General features: G+C 65.5%; 14 protein-coding genes. All 14 read left to right on the top strand.

Annotated features, from left to right (window positions below; genetic code table 11):
• Window positions 1-114: 114 nt before the first annotated feature.
• The 14 genes from serC to plsY all read left to right on the top strand — a co-directional run bounded on the left by serC (window position 115) and on the right by plsY (window position 15417).
• Window positions 115-1197, top strand: coding sequence for a 3-phosphoserine/phosphohydroxythreonine transaminase (serC, locus tag Q0D52_RS02405; RefSeq protein ID WP_294379931.1), 1083 nt, complete (start codon window positions 115-117; stop codon window positions 1195-1197).
• Window positions 1198-2001: 804 nt separating this feature from the next.
• Window positions 2002-2688 carry a site-2 protease family protein gene (locus Q0D52_RS02400; RefSeq protein ID WP_294379930.1) on the top strand — a complete coding sequence of 229 codons (687 nt, stop codon included), beginning with the start codon at window positions 2002-2004 and terminating at the stop codon, window positions 2686-2688.
• 15 nt (window positions 2689-2703) lie between these two features.
• Window positions 2704-3495, top strand: a complete 792-nt coding sequence (locus Q0D52_RS02395; protein ID WP_294379929.1) for a segregation/condensation protein A — start codon at window positions 2704-2706, stop codon at window positions 3493-3495.
• The gene (gene scpB / locus Q0D52_RS02390; RefSeq protein WP_294379928.1) at window positions 3496-4473 is read left to right on the top strand and encodes an SMC-Scp complex subunit ScpB; all 978 of its coding nucleotides are present in this window, start codon (window positions 3496-3498) and stop codon (window positions 4471-4473) included.
• Window positions 4474-4515: 42 nt separating this feature from the next.
• Complete coding sequence (locus Q0D52_RS02385; protein WP_294359965.1) at window positions 4516-5397, top strand: pseudouridine synthase; 882 nt, start codon at window positions 4516-4518, stop codon at window positions 5395-5397.
• Window positions 5398-5720: 323 nt separating this feature from the next.
• Window positions 5721-6893 (top strand): prephenate dehydrogenase/arogenate dehydrogenase family protein, encoded by a 1173-nt coding sequence (locus Q0D52_RS02380; protein WP_294379927.1) that lies wholly within the window; start codon window positions 5721-5723, stop codon window positions 6891-6893.
• Complete coding sequence (gene aroA, locus Q0D52_RS02375) at window positions 6883-8202, top strand: 3-phosphoshikimate 1-carboxyvinyltransferase (protein WP_294379926.1); 1320 nt, start codon at window positions 6883-6885, stop codon at window positions 8200-8202. Before Q0D52_RS02380 ends, aroA begins: the two co-directional genes overlap by 11 nt.
• Window positions 8199-8879 carry a (d)CMP kinase gene (gene cmk / locus Q0D52_RS02370; RefSeq protein WP_294379925.1) on the top strand — a complete coding sequence of 227 codons (681 nt, stop codon included), beginning with the start codon at window positions 8199-8201 and terminating at the stop codon, window positions 8877-8879. The genes aroA and cmk overlap by 4 nt, the downstream gene beginning before the upstream one ends.
• Window positions 8876-9727 carry a 1-acyl-sn-glycerol-3-phosphate acyltransferase gene (locus tag Q0D52_RS02365; protein ID WP_294379924.1) on the top strand — a complete coding sequence of 284 codons (852 nt, stop codon included), beginning with the start codon at window positions 8876-8878 and terminating at the stop codon, window positions 9725-9727. The genes cmk and Q0D52_RS02365 overlap by 4 nt, the downstream gene beginning before the upstream one ends.
• A 139-nt stretch (window positions 9728-9866) precedes the next feature.
• Window positions 9867-10703 carry a 4-hydroxy-3-methylbut-2-enyl diphosphate reductase gene (gene ispH, locus Q0D52_RS02360; RefSeq protein WP_294379923.1) on the top strand — a complete coding sequence of 279 codons (837 nt, stop codon included), beginning with the start codon at window positions 9867-9869 and terminating at the stop codon, window positions 10701-10703.
• 274 nt (window positions 10704-10977) lie between these two features.
• Entirely contained in the window at window positions 10978-11706 is a 729-nt protein-coding gene (locus Q0D52_RS02355; RefSeq protein ID WP_294379922.1) for a LytTR family DNA-binding domain-containing protein, read from the top strand.
• A gap of 252 nt (window positions 11707-11958) precedes the next feature.
• Window positions 11959-13377 carry a DUF512 domain-containing protein gene (locus Q0D52_RS02350; protein ID WP_294379921.1) on the top strand — a complete coding sequence of 473 codons (1419 nt, stop codon included), beginning with the start codon at window positions 11959-11961 and terminating at the stop codon, window positions 13375-13377.
• 45 nt (window positions 13378-13422) lie between these two features.
• Window positions 13423-14739 carry a ribosome biogenesis GTPase Der gene (gene der, locus Q0D52_RS02345; protein WP_294379920.1) on the top strand — a complete coding sequence of 439 codons (1317 nt, stop codon included), beginning with the start codon at window positions 13423-13425 and terminating at the stop codon, window positions 14737-14739.
• A 12-nt stretch (window positions 14740-14751) separates the two neighbouring features.
• Window positions 14752-15417, top strand: a complete 666-nt coding sequence (gene plsY, locus Q0D52_RS02340) for a glycerol-3-phosphate 1-O-acyltransferase PlsY (RefSeq protein WP_294379919.1) — start codon at window positions 14752-14754, stop codon at window positions 15415-15417.
• The last annotated feature ends 2 nt before the right edge of the window (window positions 15418-15419 follow it).

Below are 15419 nucleotides of genomic sequence, written 5' to 3'. Positions count from 1 at the left end.
CATGCGAAAGGGCCATACTGAGTCGGTGCGGAACGCGCTTGCGTCCCGCGTCCGGCGCCGACCCGCGTGTTGCGGGCGCGCTGCATCCCATTAGTCAACCCAAGGAGGTTCAGCATGGCTCGCGTGTACAATTTCTCGGCCGGTCCGGCAGTGCTCCCCGAGGAGGTGCTGTCCTCCGCCGCCGCGGAAATGCTCGATTATCAGGGCACCGGCATGTCCGTGATGGAGATGTCGCACCGCTCTGCCGCGTTCAAGGGCATCATCGAGACCGCTGAGCAGGACATCCGCGACCTCATGAACATCCCCGACAACTACCGCGTGCTGTTCCTGCAGGGCGGCGCCACGCAGCAGTTCGCGGCCATTCCCATGAACCTCATGCAGAACAAGGTCGCCGACTACATCGTGTCGGGCAACTGGTCGAAGAAGGCCTTCAAGGAGGCCAAGCTCTACGGCGACGCCCGCTGCATCGCCAGCTCCGAGGACGAGAACTTCACCTATGTGCCCGACGTCGACGGCCTCACGTTCAGCCCCGACGCTGATTACGTCTACATCTGCCAGAACGAGACCGTCTACGGCAACCGCTACACCAAGCTGCCCGAAACCGGCGACATCCCGCTGGTCTCCGACGTTTCCAGCATGTTCCTCTCCGAGCCCATGGACGTGTCGAAGTACGGTCTGATCTATGGCGGCGTGCAGAAAAACGTCGGCCCGGCAGGCGTGGTCATCGTCATCGTGCGCGACGACCTGATCCGCGAGGACGTGCTGCCGTTCACGCCCACCATCATGCGCTACAAGACGCAGGCCGACACCGGCAGCCTGTCCAACACCCCGCCGTGCTACGGCATCTACATGTGCGGCAAGGTGTTCCAGTGGCTCAAGGGCCTGGGCGGCCTCGAGGCCATGCAGAAGCTCAACGAGGAGAAGGCCGCCATCCTCTACGACTACCTGGATCAATCCAAGCTGTTCAGCGGCACTGCGAAGAAGGAGTTCCGCTCGCTCATGAACGTGCCGTTCGTCACGGGCAACCCCGAGCTGGACGCGAAGTTCATCGCCGAGGCGAAGGCCGCGGGCATCGAGAACATCAAGGGTCATCGCAGCGTCGGCGGCATGCGCGCCAGCATCTACAACGCCATGCCCAAGGCCGGCGTCGAGGCGTTGGTCCAGTTCATGGACAAGTTCGAGCGCGAGAACGCGTAAGTTCGCGATAAGCGATAACGCTTTCCAGCGGGCGGGTGGCCGCAAAGGCCGTCCGCCCGTTTTGCGTCCGCCCGATTGGTGCGCGCTGCGCGTTGCGGTTGCGTGCGAGCTGCGTGGTTGCGCGTTGCGATTACGCGATAGGCGATAACGTTTCCCAGCGGGTGGGTGGCAGTGATGGCTGCCCACCCGTTTTGACGCTGTGTGGAGAGCATGTGCCATGCGTGGCGCTTGCTTGCGAGTTGCAGGGTTGCGCGTTGGCGGCGTACTGCTGGGGATGCCGAAAGGGCGAAGCCAACTTCTGGACGGTTTTGCAGCTCATGGCGCCTGAAAATGACGCCATCTGCGGAGTTCTGGGTGGTATTTCGGCCGTTTGTTCGATAGACCTCCGAAAAAACCGCCCAGAATTTCGGGAACCATGTCAAATTCTGGGGTCTAAATCTACGAAACCGCCCAGAAGTCGCTTTCAGGTTTGCACCCGCGCCTCCCGTCCCCCGTTAGGCCGACCGGACTCGCGTACGATCCTCCGCGTTGTTGGTCGAGCTTGTGCTGTTTGCTTTGTTGCGGTGAGTGCGGGGATGTCTGGGGTTGCGTCAGCCTAGCATCAGGAAAATCGTTGCCGGTTTTGCGCGCCCCTTCTTCTTGTGGACGTATCTGTTGTTGTGGCGGGTGGAGGGCTGGGTGCCAGCCGCCGGGTCGTCGTCTCGGGTATCTATCAAGTTTGCTTGTGCCTATTGGCATTACGAATAGGTTTCAGGTTGGTTGACGGTTTCGCATCGGCGTTCGTGGCGTTATAATAATGCGATTATGACTACACAACTTCCTCATCTCATCTGCTCCATCTTGAGCTTCGTTCCCGCCATCGTGTTGCACGAGATGGCGCACGGCTTTGCTGCCTGGAAACTGGGCGACCCCACCGCCAAGCGCGCGGGGCGCCTGTCGTTCAACCCGCTTGCGCACGTCGACCCGTTCGGCACCGTTATCATGCCGTTCTTGCTTATGGCCATGAACATGCCCGTGTTCGGCTATGCCAAGCCGGTGCCGTACAACCCCGCGTACTTCAAGGACCCGCGCAAGGGCGACCTGATCGTGGGCTTGGCGGGCCCTGCCGCCAACCTGTTGCTCGCCGTGCTGGCGGCAGTGGTCGCGTGGGTGCTCTACGGGTTCGCGCCCGTTGCGCAGTGGGTGGTGCAAAGCCAGACGTTCTTCTACTTCTACCTGATGTTTTTGCCCATGTTCGCGCTGATCAACCTGTACCTTATGTTCTTCAACCTGCTGCCCATTCCGCCGCTGGACGGCAGCTCCATCTTCGCGTTCTTCATGCCCGTGAAGTGGCTGCCGAAGTATTACAAGGTGCAGCAGTACGCGTTCCCGATCTTCATGATCGTGGCCATCTTGCTGCCGTATATCATCCACGTGAACGTGTTCGGCATCTACCTGGACGTCACCGCCGGCAATCTGGGCAACCTGCTGTTCCCCTTCGCCATTTCGTAGGGGCGGCGGGGCATCGTGTCGTATCGCGTTCGCACCGACAGCTTCGAAGGGCCGTTCGATCTGCTGTTGTACCTGGTCAGCCGCCAGAAGATTGACATCGGCGCCATCAACATCACGCAGATCGCCGACCAGTATCTGGCCGAAGTGGGCCGCATGCAAAACCTTGACCTGGACGTCGCCAGCGATTTTCTGCTGGTGGCCAGCACGCTGCTGGAGATCAAGGCGCAAAGCCTGCTGCCGCGCGAGCATATCGAGGTGGAGGACGACATCGCCGAGCTGGCGCCCTCCGAGGCGCGCGACATGCTGGTGGAGCGCCTGCTGGAGTACAAGCAGTACAAGAACGCCGCCGCCGCGCTGCACGCCCGCTTCGTCACCGAGGGTCGCATGCACCCGCGCCCGTTCGGCCCCGAGGCGTGCTTCCTGAATCTCATGCCCGACTTTTTGCGCGACGTGTCGCTTGACTCGCTCGCGCTGCTTGCCGCCCGCGCGTTGGCGCAGCGCGAGGTGTTTCTGCTGGAAAGCGAGCACATCGCCGCGAAGCCCATCCCGGTGGAAGTGCACGTGCGCGCCATCCATCAGCGCATCCGCAACCTCAAGCAGCTGCGCTTTTCGCAGCTGGTCGCCGATGATACGCCAACACCGCTGGTGGTGGTCACGTTTTTGGCGGTGCTCGAGCTGTACAAGCGCTCCATGGTTCGCGTGGAGCAAAGCCAGCTGTTCGGCGACATCGACATCGAGTACATCGAGGGCTCGGGCGAGCTTTTGCTGGACGGCGACGACGCGCTGACGTCGGTTGGGGAGGAATAGATGTTCGAAGGACTTGATCAGGCGCAACTGCCCGGCGCCATAGAGGCCATGCTGTTCGTCACCGACGAGCCGGTCGGCGTCATCGAGCTGGCCGACATGGTGGAAGCCGACCCGAAGCTGGTCGAGCAGGCGCTGGTGGACCTGCGCGAGAAGCTGGAGCGCGAGCAGCGCGGCATCCAGCTGCGCGAGGTGGCCGGCGGCTGGCGGCTGTACACGCACCCGGCTTACCATAGCCTGGTGGAGAAGTACGTGCTGTCGTGGGACACGCGCAAGCTTTCGCAGGCGGCCATGGAAACGCTCGCCATCGTGGCGTACCTGCAGCCCTGCACGCGCGCCGGCGTTGCCAGCGTGCGCGGCGTGAACTCCGACAGCTCCATAAACTCCCTGGTGGAGAAGGGGTTGATCCGCGAGGCGGGGCAGGCCGACGCGCCGGGCAACCCCACGCTGTACGCCACCACGCGCGGCTTTCTGGAGAAGTTCGGGCTGCGCTCGGTGCGCGACCTGCCGAATCTGGACGAGTTCGCGCCCGATGACGCCACGCGCCAGCTCATCCGCGAGCGCTTGAGCGCGGGCGGGCAGGAGGCGCGTGTGGCGCCCGAGGCGCAGGTGCCGAATGGGGAAGACGCCGATCCGTTCGATGGCCTGCAGTTCGACTTCGATGACGAAGGCGCCGGCGGAGCGTTGACCTCGCAGCAGGGTGCGGGCGGCGCGAACGCGGCCGGCGAAGCTGGCGGGCCGCGGCAGGCGGCGCCTGAGCGCGCCTCGGCGGACGGGCAGCAGGCGTTTGCCGCCGACGGGGAGTCCGCCGCCGATGACCCGGCTCGTGACGCATCGGGTTCGCCGGCCGCGTTCCCGGCCGGCGACGGCCCGGCGAGCAGCGCCGCGCAGCAGATGCTTGCCGATGCCATGGCGCAAAGCTTCGGGCTGGTGGAGAAGATCGACTTCGACAGCCTGAAGTTCGAAACCGACGACGAGTAACCGTTTCCCCGCCTACTTCGACCGACCTGTGATGGGAGAATCATGACCAGGCAACTTAAACCCAATCAAACGCAGCCCGAGGAGCGCCTTGTGCCCATGCGCCTGCAGAAGTTCCTGGCGCGCGCCGGCGCGGCAAGTCGTCGTGGGTCGGAGAACCTCATGACGGCGGGGCGCGTGACGGTGAACGGCCAGGTGGTTACCGAGCTGGGAAGCAAGGTTGACCCGCTGGTCGACCAGGTGGCCGTCGACGGCGTGCCCGTGCGCTTGGAGGGCGGACCCGTCACTATCATGCTGCACAAACCTGCCGGTTACGTGACCACCATGTCCGACCCGCAGGGCCGTCCCACGGTTGCCGAGCTTGTGCCCACCGACCGTTTCCCGGGGCTGTTCCCCATCGGACGTTTGGACTTCGACACCACGGGGCTTCTGCTGTTCAGCACCGACGGCGAGCTGGGAAACGGCCTTTTGCACCCGCGTCATCACGTGGAGAAGCGCTATCTTGCGTTGGTGAACGGCAAGCCCACGCCCGAGCAGCTTGCCCAGCTTGAGCAGGGCATCCAGCTTGACGACGGCATGACCGCGCCCGCGAAAGCCTCGCTGGTGGAGGGCGCGGAAGCGAAGCGCGCGCTGTCCATGCTGGAGGTGCCGCCCGCCGTGCCCGACCACGAGCCCAACGGCAGCGTGCCCAGCCCGCAACGCGCCGCCATCCTGCGCAAGCGCTCCCAGCAGCGCGCCGTGGTGCGCGTGGTGCTGCGAGAGGGAAGGAAGCGCCAGGTCAAGCGCATGCTGTCAGCTATCAAGCACGGCGTTTTGGCCCTGCACCGCGACAGCTTCGGCCCCATCGAACTGGGCGACCTGCCCCGCGGCCAGTGGCGCGAGCTCACCCCCGAAGAGGTGGCGGCGCTGCACGCGTCTATTAAGTAGAGGGTCGCCGGCAGTGCAGGGGCGCGTGAACAGGGGACGGAGGTGCGTTCACGAGGGCTCTTCGGGAAATGAAAGGGCAACCGTGAACGCACCTCCGTCCCCTGTTCGTGTTGCCCTCGTGCTTGCGTGGGGCGATGGGCTGTGCGCTGCCGGGAAACGGCTATAATGGGCACCCGGGTAAACTGCTGGTGTTTGCGAATTCGGCGTTTCGCCTTGTCGCGGGCCTTCTTCGACCTGCGCGGCGGTTTTGCGTTTGCCGATGCGATGCCGGCTTGCCCGCAACGTCCTATCCTAGATCGGATCCGGAAGGTCTGCATCGCCTTATGGCACAAACAATCGATCAAGCGAAAACCGGCGGCTTCGAACGCGTAGCCGTCATCGGCTTCGGCCTCATCGGCGCCAGCTTCGCCGCCGCATTGCGCGGGGCGAACCCTTCGGCGCAGGTCATGGCCGTCGACACCGACCTGGCCACTCGCGTCGAGGCCGTCAACAGGGATTGGGCCACCGCAACCGCCGCCCCCGATGCCGCGGAGTTCCGCGCGTTCATCGAAGACGGCTGCGACCTGGTGGTTTTGGCCACGCCCGTCAGCGTGGTGGAAGGCTATTTGAAGGACCTGGCCGAGTGGGGCTATCGCGGCATCATCACCGATACCGCCTCCACGAAGGGCCGCATCATCGAAATGGCCGCGCACACGCTTCCATATCCGCAGAACTTCGTTCCCGGCCACCCCATGGCCGGTTCCGAGAAGAACGGCATCTCGGGCGCCCGTGCGGACCTGTTCAAGGGCGCGTACTGGATCTTGTGCCCCGATGCCGATACGCCGGCGGAGCATTTCACGCGCTTGCACGAGCTGATCACCGGCATCGGCGCGCGCGTGATCAGCCTGCCGCGCGAGCAGCATGACGCGGCGGTTGCCGTGGTCAGCCACGTTCCGCATTTCACGGCCAGCTCGCTCGTGCAGCTTGCCGTGCGTCACGCCGAGGGCCAGGATTCGCTTATGCGCCTGGCAGCGGGCGGGTTCAAGGATTCCACGCGCATCGCGGCCGGCTCGCCCGAGTTGTGGTGCGGCATCGCCTTCGACAACAAGGACGCGCTTTTGGGTGGTTTGCGCGAGATGCAGGGCATCATCGGGCAGTTCGCCGACGCGCTCGAGGCGGGCGATCGCGCAACGCTGACCAGCCTGCTCGCCGAGGCCGCCGACGCGCGCCGCGCGCTGCCGGCCGCATGGCTGCCGTGCACCGAGCGCCTGCTGGAGGTGCGCATTCCCATGGAGGACCGCCCCGGCGTGGTCGCCGAGGTCACCACCATCACCAGCAAGGTGGGGTGCAACATCCAGTCCATCGAGATCGATCACGTCACCGAGGACTCGGCCGTGCTCTCGCTCGTGCTTACCGACGAAGGCGACATCGGCAAGCTGTCGGCGCACCTTATCAACGCCGGTTTCTCCGTTTCGTTCAGCCCGCTAGCGCCTAAGGAGCACACCCATGTCGGATAACATCACCGTCATCAAACCGCTGGAAGGCCCCATGCACGGTTCCACGCGCGTGCCGGGCGACAAGTCCATCAGCCATCGCGCTGTGCTGTTCTCCGCCATGGCGGAAGGCACCTCGCGCGTGTCGGGCGTGCTCGATTCCGCCGACGTGCGCAGCTCCATCGGGGCTGTGCGCGCACTGGGCGCCCAGGTCAACCTGGAGAAGCAGACCGATGGAAGCCTTGCCGGCGGCATCACCGGCTGGGGCGCCGCCGGTCCCAGCCAGCCTGCCGAGCCGGTGGACTGCGGCAACTCCGGCACCACGGTGCGCCTGCTCATGGGCATCCTGGCGCCGTGGGATATCCGGGTCACGCTCACGGGCGATTCCTCGTTGTGCAAGCGCCCGATGCGCCGCATCACCGCGCCGCTCATGAAGATGGGCGCGCGCTTCCTTCCCGAAGGCCGCGAGACGCTGCCCATCACCGTCCACGGCGGCGGGCTGCGCCCCCTCACCTACGACGCCCCTATGGCATCGGCCCAGCTCAAGACCGCCGTTCTGCTTGCCGGCATGTACGCTTCGGGAACCACCACGGTCAACGAGCCGGCGCCGAGCCGCAACCACACCGAGCTCATGCTGCCCGAATACGGCGTGGCCACCACGGCCGGCGCCCGCACAGCCAGCGTGACCGGGCCCGCCCAGCCCCAGGCCGGCGAGGTGCTCGTGCCGGGCGACCCCTCTTCGGCGGCGTTCCTCGCGTGCGCGGCGGTTCTGCGCCCCGAAAGCTCGATCCAGATCGAGGACGTCAGCCTGAACACGGCGCGCATCGGCTTCGTGCGCACGCTCGAGCGCATGGGTGCCCAGGTCAGCGTCACGCGCACGGGCGCGGCGGGCAAGGAGCCCTACGGCATCATCGAGGCCTGCTACACGCCCGACCTGCGCGGTTGCGAGGTGCCGGCCGACAAGATCGCCGGCATCATCGACGAGATCCCCGTGCTGGCGCTGGTTGCCGCTCACGCGCACGGCATCACCGTGTTCCGCCAGGTAGGGGAGCTTCGCGTGAAGGAAACCGACCGTCTTGCCGCTATAATGGACGGTCTGGCGAAGCTGGGCGTGGACACGTGGTGCGAAGGCGACGACCTTTACATCGAGGGCCAGCCCGGCCTACAGGTTCCCGAGGGGCTCGAGTTCGACTCGCTCGGCGACCATCGCCTTGCCATGACCTGGTCGCTTGTGGGCCTGACCGGCAAGGTTGCCGTGAACATCAAGGATTTCGAGGCCGTGCGCGTCAGCTACCCCGGCTTCCTGGACGATATCGAAAGGCTTGCACGATGATCATCGCTATCGACGGCCCGAGCGGCGCCGGCAAATCGACCGTTTCGAAGGCGGTCGCGCGCCGTTTGGGCTTCTCGTGTCTGGACACGGGCGCCATGTACCGCTCCATCGCCTGGCAGGCGCTGCAAGACGGCGTCTCGCTGGAAGATGGTGAAGCGCTCGGCCGCATCGCCGATACGCACGAGATCGGGTTCTCCCACGAGCCGGGCGACCCGTTCCCACGTCGCGTCTCCATCGCCGGCGTGGACGTGACCGATGCCATCCGCACGGCCGAGATCGACCGTTCTGTCAGCGCCGTGGCCGCTGCGCCCTCCGTTCGCCAGGCGCTTGTCGCCCAGCAGCAGCGCATCGGCCGCGCGGGCAACTACGTGGTGGAAGGCCGCGACATCGGCACGGCGGTGTTCCCCGAGGCCCCGCTGAAGGTGTTTTTGACCGCCAGCGCCGCCGAGCGCGCCCATCGCCGCGTAGCGCAAAACGAGCGTCGGGGCGTGGGCAGCACCGATTACGCCGAGGTGCTCGCCGACATCGAGCGCCGCGACGCCATCGACTCCTCGCGCGACACCAGCCCGCTCAAGCCGGCGTCCGACGCCGTGCAGATGGATTCCACCGGCCGCACCATCGAGCAGATCATCGAGCGCATCTGCGTGCTTGCCCAGGAGAAGGGCGTGCACGTATGAGCCTGTTTTTGAGATATGAGGACATGTGGGACCGCGCGCTCGGCGGCACCACCGATGAGAAGCAGATCCCGCATTGGTTCGCGAACTTCGCGTATGTGCTGATCGGCTTCGTGTTCAAGGTGCTGTTCCGCTACCGCGTGGACGGGCGCGAGAACCTTCGCGCGTTCAAGGACCGCTGCGGTGCGGTGGTGGTTTCGAACCATACGTCGTTTCTGGACGTGGTGCTCATGTACATGGCGGCGCGTCCGAGCCAGTTCGTGCGCCTGATGGGCCGCGACTCGCTGTTCGGCAACGCGCATGGCCTAGCGGGGCAGATCCTCTCGCGCGTGGGCGCGTTCCCCATCAAGCGCGATTCGGCCGACCGCACCGCCATCAAACGCGCGGCGCACATGCTGAAGGGGAACCAGCTGGTGGGCATCCTGCCGGAGGGCACGCGCCGCGGCAAGGGCAGCAAAACGCCTGAAATCCACTCCGGTGCGGCGTTCATCGCGAAGATGGGCAAGGCTCCCATCCTGCCCATGTGCGTGCGCGAGGCCGAGAACGTCAAGCGCAAAGGCGAGCGCATCCGCTTCCCGAAGATCTCGGTGGAGTACGGAAAGCCCCTGGTGGTAAGCGATTTCGACTTCCTGCCGAAGGAAGATCGCCTGGACGGGTGCTCGTGGTACGCCATGCGCGAGGTGTTCGCGCTGCATCAGCGCGTGCCGCGCGAGCAGGTGGATATGCGCGCGCTGTTCCCCGACGGCCGCGACTTCTCCGAGGTGTTCGCCGCCCATCCCATTCCCGAGCACACCCCCGAGGAGGCCATCGAGCTGACCCGCCCCACGAAGAAGGCGAAGGCCGAGCAGTAACAGCAGGTTGGGGGGGATAGGGGCCGCGTAAGCGGCCCTTTGCGCTATCGTGTGGGCTGCGAACTCGCGAGCTCACAAGCCGCAATCCGCGATCCACAAACCACAGCCGCAAGCCGCAAACCATACGAAAGGACCGGACATGGAAGTCATCCGCAGCAAGAACGCCGGCGCATGCTACGGCGTGCAACGAGCCCTTGACCTGGCCCTGAAGGCCAGCGAGGGAGATGGCAGCGCGTTCACGTTGGGGCCGCTTATCCACAATCCCCAGGTGGTGGCCAACCTTGAGGCGCGCGGCGTGATGGCCGTCTCGGAGCCTGAGCGGGCCACGCACGGGGCCATCATCATCCGCAGCCACGGCGTCACTCCGGCTGTGCGCCGTTCGGTAGAGGCGCGCGGGCTTCCCGTGATCGATGCCACGTGCCCGCATGTCGCGCGCGCGCAAAAGGCCGCGGCCACGCTTGCCGAGGAGTGCGGCTACGTGGTGGTGGTTGGCGAGGAAGGTCATCCCGAGGTGGAGGGCCTGGTAGCCTATGCCCATGAGGCTGGGGCGCAGGTGCACGTGGCGGAAACGGCTGCCGACCTGCCTGCCGAGCTGCCCGAGCGCGTGGGCGTGGTCGTGCAGACCACGCAAACCCGCGATGCGCTTGACGACGTGCTCGAGGGCATCCGCGCCCAAGGCGTTTCCGCGCAGGTCAAGGACACGGTGTGCACGGCCACGCGTCAGCGCCAGCAGGCCGCCGCGGAGCTTGCCGGCCAGATGGATGCCATCGTGGTGATCGGCGGCCGCAATTCGGCCAACACCACGCATCTTGCCGAGATCTGCGCCGCGGAATGCCCGCGCACGCATCACATCGAGTCGGCCGCCGAGCTTGATCCCGCGTGGTTCGCGGGCTGCTCCTCCGTGGGCGTCACGGCCGGCGCCAGCACCCCCGACGACCAGATCGACGAGGTGGTGCAGCGCCTGGAGCGCATGTAGCGATCTGCCGTCCTGCGGGTGGGCCTGACAGCTTGCGTTCCCCCATCTGCTACCACCGCATCGCCTTCCTCGCATAGCCCCATGTGAATCGTCCCCGTCCGCGCATGTTCCGGCATGTGAGGGCGGGGACGGTTTTGTGTTCGGGCGGTGTGGAAACGGCCCGATTTGTTGTGCAACAAATCCCGCGAAAACCGGGTTAGCCTTGAAGCATGAAACGAAGCCGAACCGGCGCCGCGATGGCGCCGGGGGCAAACGCGATGCGGAGGTTGCCACCATGTGCAGGATATTGCTCGTCGAAGATGCCGTGCCCGAGGCTCAGGCGCTGCGCGCGCTCATCGAGCAGCATCCCTGCGCCGGCGCGATCCAGCTGGAGAGCTGCACGTTTTCCCAGGTGCGCAAGCGCATCTCCCAAGGTCCGCGCGTCGATGCGCTGTTCGCCCCCGTGGATGCTCCCGGAGATCGCCCGACGTGCGGCCCCGATGAGCGCGCCGGCATCGCGTTGGTGCGCGAGCTTCAGGACCGTGGCGATCTTCCGCTGACCGTGTATTGCACCACGCGCGCCGCCTACACCTCGGCGGTGTACGGCACAGACCATCAGTATCTGCTGTTGGCGCCCTATTCGCCCACCGAGGCGCGCAACGCCCTGGATAAGCTGTTCGGGCTGCTCGGCCATCGCGCGGCAAGCCCGCTTGCGCTGCGCTCCAACGGAACCGTGCACATCGTGGACCCCGCCGACGTGGTGTACGTGAAGAGCATGGGGCGAAAGGTGCTGGTCAGGCTTTCGGATAAGCGCTTGCTGGAATCGTATGCGGCCTTGTCCGAGCTTGAGCAGCAGCTTCCCGGCAGCTTCGTGCGTTGCCACAAGAGCTATCTGGCGAACATGGAGCACGTCGTCCAGGCCTCAAGCGACGGGCTGGTCATGGACTGCAATGAGGCGGTGCCCGTCAGCCAGCGCCAATACCGCAGCGTCCGCGACGCCCTCATGTCGTTCTCCGCGTTGTAGGGGGATGCCGCGGTCGACGGGGCTTTGCGCCGCCGTTTCGCATCGCTTCCGCGAGCGGGCGCCGACCCGCTCTTCGCCGGTTCGTTCGCGCTCCGCTCCGCGGGGCAAACGCGAGCCCGCCCAGAACCCAGTTGCGCTGATTTTCCGCGCCGTGTTCCCGCCGTGCGCCTTAGCGTGCGCGGCATGCTACCATGATATGCTGCGAAAAATCGACGGCATATGGGCGAACGGATGCGGAAAGGCGGTGTTAACGTGGGCATTTATCCTCCTCAGGATGTGGCGAAGCAGGCTGCGAAAGCTGCAGGCGGCCGCAAGCGCCGCGCTCCCGAGCCCCCGAAGGCCGTCATCGAATCCGTGCTGCCCGAAAGCCCCGCCGACGACGCGGGCTTCACGCCGGGCTGCATTATCACCAGCGTTGACGGCCAGCCCGTGCGCGACATGATCGACTGGCGCTGGCTTACCGCCGACGACGTGATCACCCTCGGCTACATCGACACCGACGGCGACTCCGGCGAGGTGGAGCTTGAGCGCTACGAGGGCGAGGAGTGGGGCTTCGAGTTCTCCGGCGTGGTGTTCGACGGCGTCAAGCAATGCCGCAACGCCTGCATCTTCTGCTTCATGCGACAGCTGCCCGACGACATGCGCCCGTCGCTGACCCTGCGCGACGACGACTTCCGTCTCAGCTTCCTGTCGGGAACGTTCGTCACGTTCACCAACTTGTCGGCCGCCGACGAGGCGCGCATCATCGAGCAGCACATCAGCCCGCTGCGCGTTTCCCTGCACGCATCCAATCCCGAGGTTCGCCGCCGCATCATCGGCCGGCACGCCCAGCACGGCATCGAGGTGATGGACCGCCTGCTTGCCGCCGGCATCGAGTTCCACGCTCAGATCGTGCTCATGCCCGACGAGAACGACGGCGACGCGCTGCGCGAGACGCTCGATTGGGCGTACGCGCGCCCGGGTATCCTGGACATCTGCATCGTGCCGCTGGGGTTCACCAAACACCAGACGTGCTTCACGAAAAGCTTCAACGACCCGGTTGCCGCCCGTGCCGCCATGGATGCCATCGTGCCTGCTCAGCAGCGTGCCCTTGCCGAACGCGGCCACCTGTGGGCCTTCGCCGCCGACGAGTTCTACTGCAACGCCTACGGCGACGAGCTGCTGGAGAACCTCCCGCCCACCGAGCACTACGGCGACTTCGGCATGTTCGAGGACGGCGTGGGCATCATCCGCTCGTTCGTGGACGATTGGGAGGCGGCTGAAGCGGCCGGGCTTGACGAGCAAGCTGCCCAGGCGCTGCAGCAGGCGGGCATGCGCGTGCGCTACATCGCCGGCATGGCCACGCCGCACTTCTTCCGCCCGCTGTTCTCGCGCGGCCCGCTGGCCGGGGTGGTGGAGCCGCTGTTCTTGGAGAACCGCTTCTTTGGCGGGAACGTGGACGTCACAGGGCTGTTGTGCAGCTGCGACATCGCCGATGCCATCCGCGCCGACGCGGCCGAGCACCCGGGCTGGACGTACGTGGTCCCCAAGGTCATCTTCAATGACGACGGCGTCACGCTCGATGACGCAACGTTGGAGGATATGGGGAAGGCGGCGGGCGTGCCCGTGAGCGTGGTATCCTGTAACGCGACTGGGTTCTTGCCGGAACTCGTCGAATTGGCGCGCGGATAGCGGCGCCGCAAACGTAGTATTTTCCTCAACCGAAAAGGATTTGATATGGCTCTGCCCATTGTGGCGGTTGTTGGACGGCCGAACGTCGGCAAGTCCACCTTCGTTAACCGCATTGCCCAGGCCGACGAGGCCATCGTGCACGAGATGCGCGGCGTCACCCGCGACCGTTCGTATCACATCGCCGACTGGAACGGCGTGCTGTTCAAGCTCATCGACACCGGCGGTATCGAGATGGGCGACGACGACGCGTTCCAAAGCTCCATCCGCACCCAGGCGTTCGCCGGCGTGAACGAGGCCGACGTCATCGTGTTCATCGTCGACGGCCGCACCGGCATCAACGCAGATGACGAGGAGGTGGCGCGCGTGCTGCGCAAGACCTCCAAGCCGGTGTATCTGGTGGTGAACAAGATGGACAACCCCGACACCATGGACCAGATCTGGGAGTTCTACCAGCTGGGCCTGGGCGATCCGTGGTCGGTCTCCTCGCTGCACGGCAACGGCACGGGCGATCTGCTCGACGCCGTGGTGGAGGACCTGAAGAAGGTCGAGACCGCCGACGACGAGGAGGAGGACGGCGGCATCAACATCGCCATCATCGGCCGCCCCAACGCCGGCAAGTCCTCGCTGACCAACCGCCTGACCTCGGATGATCGCTCCATCGTGTCCAATGTCGCCGGCACCACGCGCGACGCCATCGACACCGTCATCGAGCACGAGGGCCAGCGCTACACCATCGTCGACACCGCCGGCCTGCGCCAGAAGAGCAAGATCGACGAGGACGTGGAGTACTACGGCTTCGTGCGCGCCATGCGCGCCATCGACCGCGCCGACGTGGCCATCCTGGTCATCGACGGCTCCATCGGTCTGACCGACCAGGACCAGCGCGTTGCCGGCTTCGCCGCCGACCGCCAGTGCGCCATGGTCATCGTGCTGAACAAGTGGGACCTGGTGGAGGGCCCCGACGCCAAGGCCGAGGTGCGCGAGAAGATCGCCGACCGCATGACCTTTGTGGGATATGCCCCGGTTGTGGCCACCTGCGCGCTCACGGGCAAGTCCGTCCATCGCATCTGGGAAGCCGTCGACGTCGCCTACGAGAACTTCTGCAAGAGCATCCCCACCAACCAGCTCAACGTCTGGCTGGGCGAGATCCGCGAGGGCGGCCACACCGTGTCGAAGGGCAAGGCCATCCTGCGCATGAAGTACGTCACGCAAACGGCAACGTGCCCGCCGCAGTTCACGTTCTTCGTGAACCGCCCCGACCTGGTCAACGATAACTACGAGCGCTTCCTGGAGAATCGCCTGCGAAAGTCGTTCGACCTGACGGGCACGCCCATCCGTATGAAATTTAAAAAGAAGGACTAGGAAAGAGTCGCTGTGGAACTGCTGGGAGCATTAGGGGTTTTCGTCATCTCTTTCCTGCTGGGGTCCATCCCCTGGGGCGTCATCATCTCAAAGGTGTTTTACCACACCGATATCCGCGAGCACGGCTCGGGCAACATCGGCACCACCAACGCCATGCGCACCATGGGCAAGGTGGGCGGCAGCGCCGTGTTCGTGCTGGATTTCGGCAAGGGCATCGTATCGGGCCTGATCGCGGCCGCGGCTGCTGCCATGTTCGGCGGCGGCATGTCGCTGTCGGGCCATGTGGTCGGCTACGACGATTTCGTCACGGTGGCCTTCCTAGGCTGCGTGTGGGGGCATATCTTCAGTCCCTGGCTGGGATTTAAAGGCGGCAAGGGCATCGCCGTGGCCGTCGGCTGCCTGTTCGTGACGTTCGGCTGGCAGGGCGCATGCCTCGAGCTGGCCATCTTCGCCGTGCTGGTGCTTGCCACCAAGTATGTGTCGGTGGGCTCTGTGGCCGCCGCGGCAGCGTGCCCGCTGTTCGCCGCGTACTACTTCCTGTACGCCACGTTCGCGCCGGCCGCGTGGGTGTGCACCACGGTGGCGGCGCTGACGGTGGTTTGGGCGCATCGCGGCAACATCGAGCGCCTGCGCGCCGGCAACGAGCGCCGTATCGGGCAAAAGGATAAGGAAGCGTAAGG

Origin of the sequence: uncultured Senegalimassilia sp., from assembly GCF_934630535.1 — a bacterium.
Classification (GTDB): Bacteria; Actinomycetota; Coriobacteriia; order Coriobacteriales; family Eggerthellaceae; genus Senegalimassilia.
Note: the sequence above shows the minus strand (reverse complement) of the source record. Positions and strands in the feature narration are given on the sequence as shown.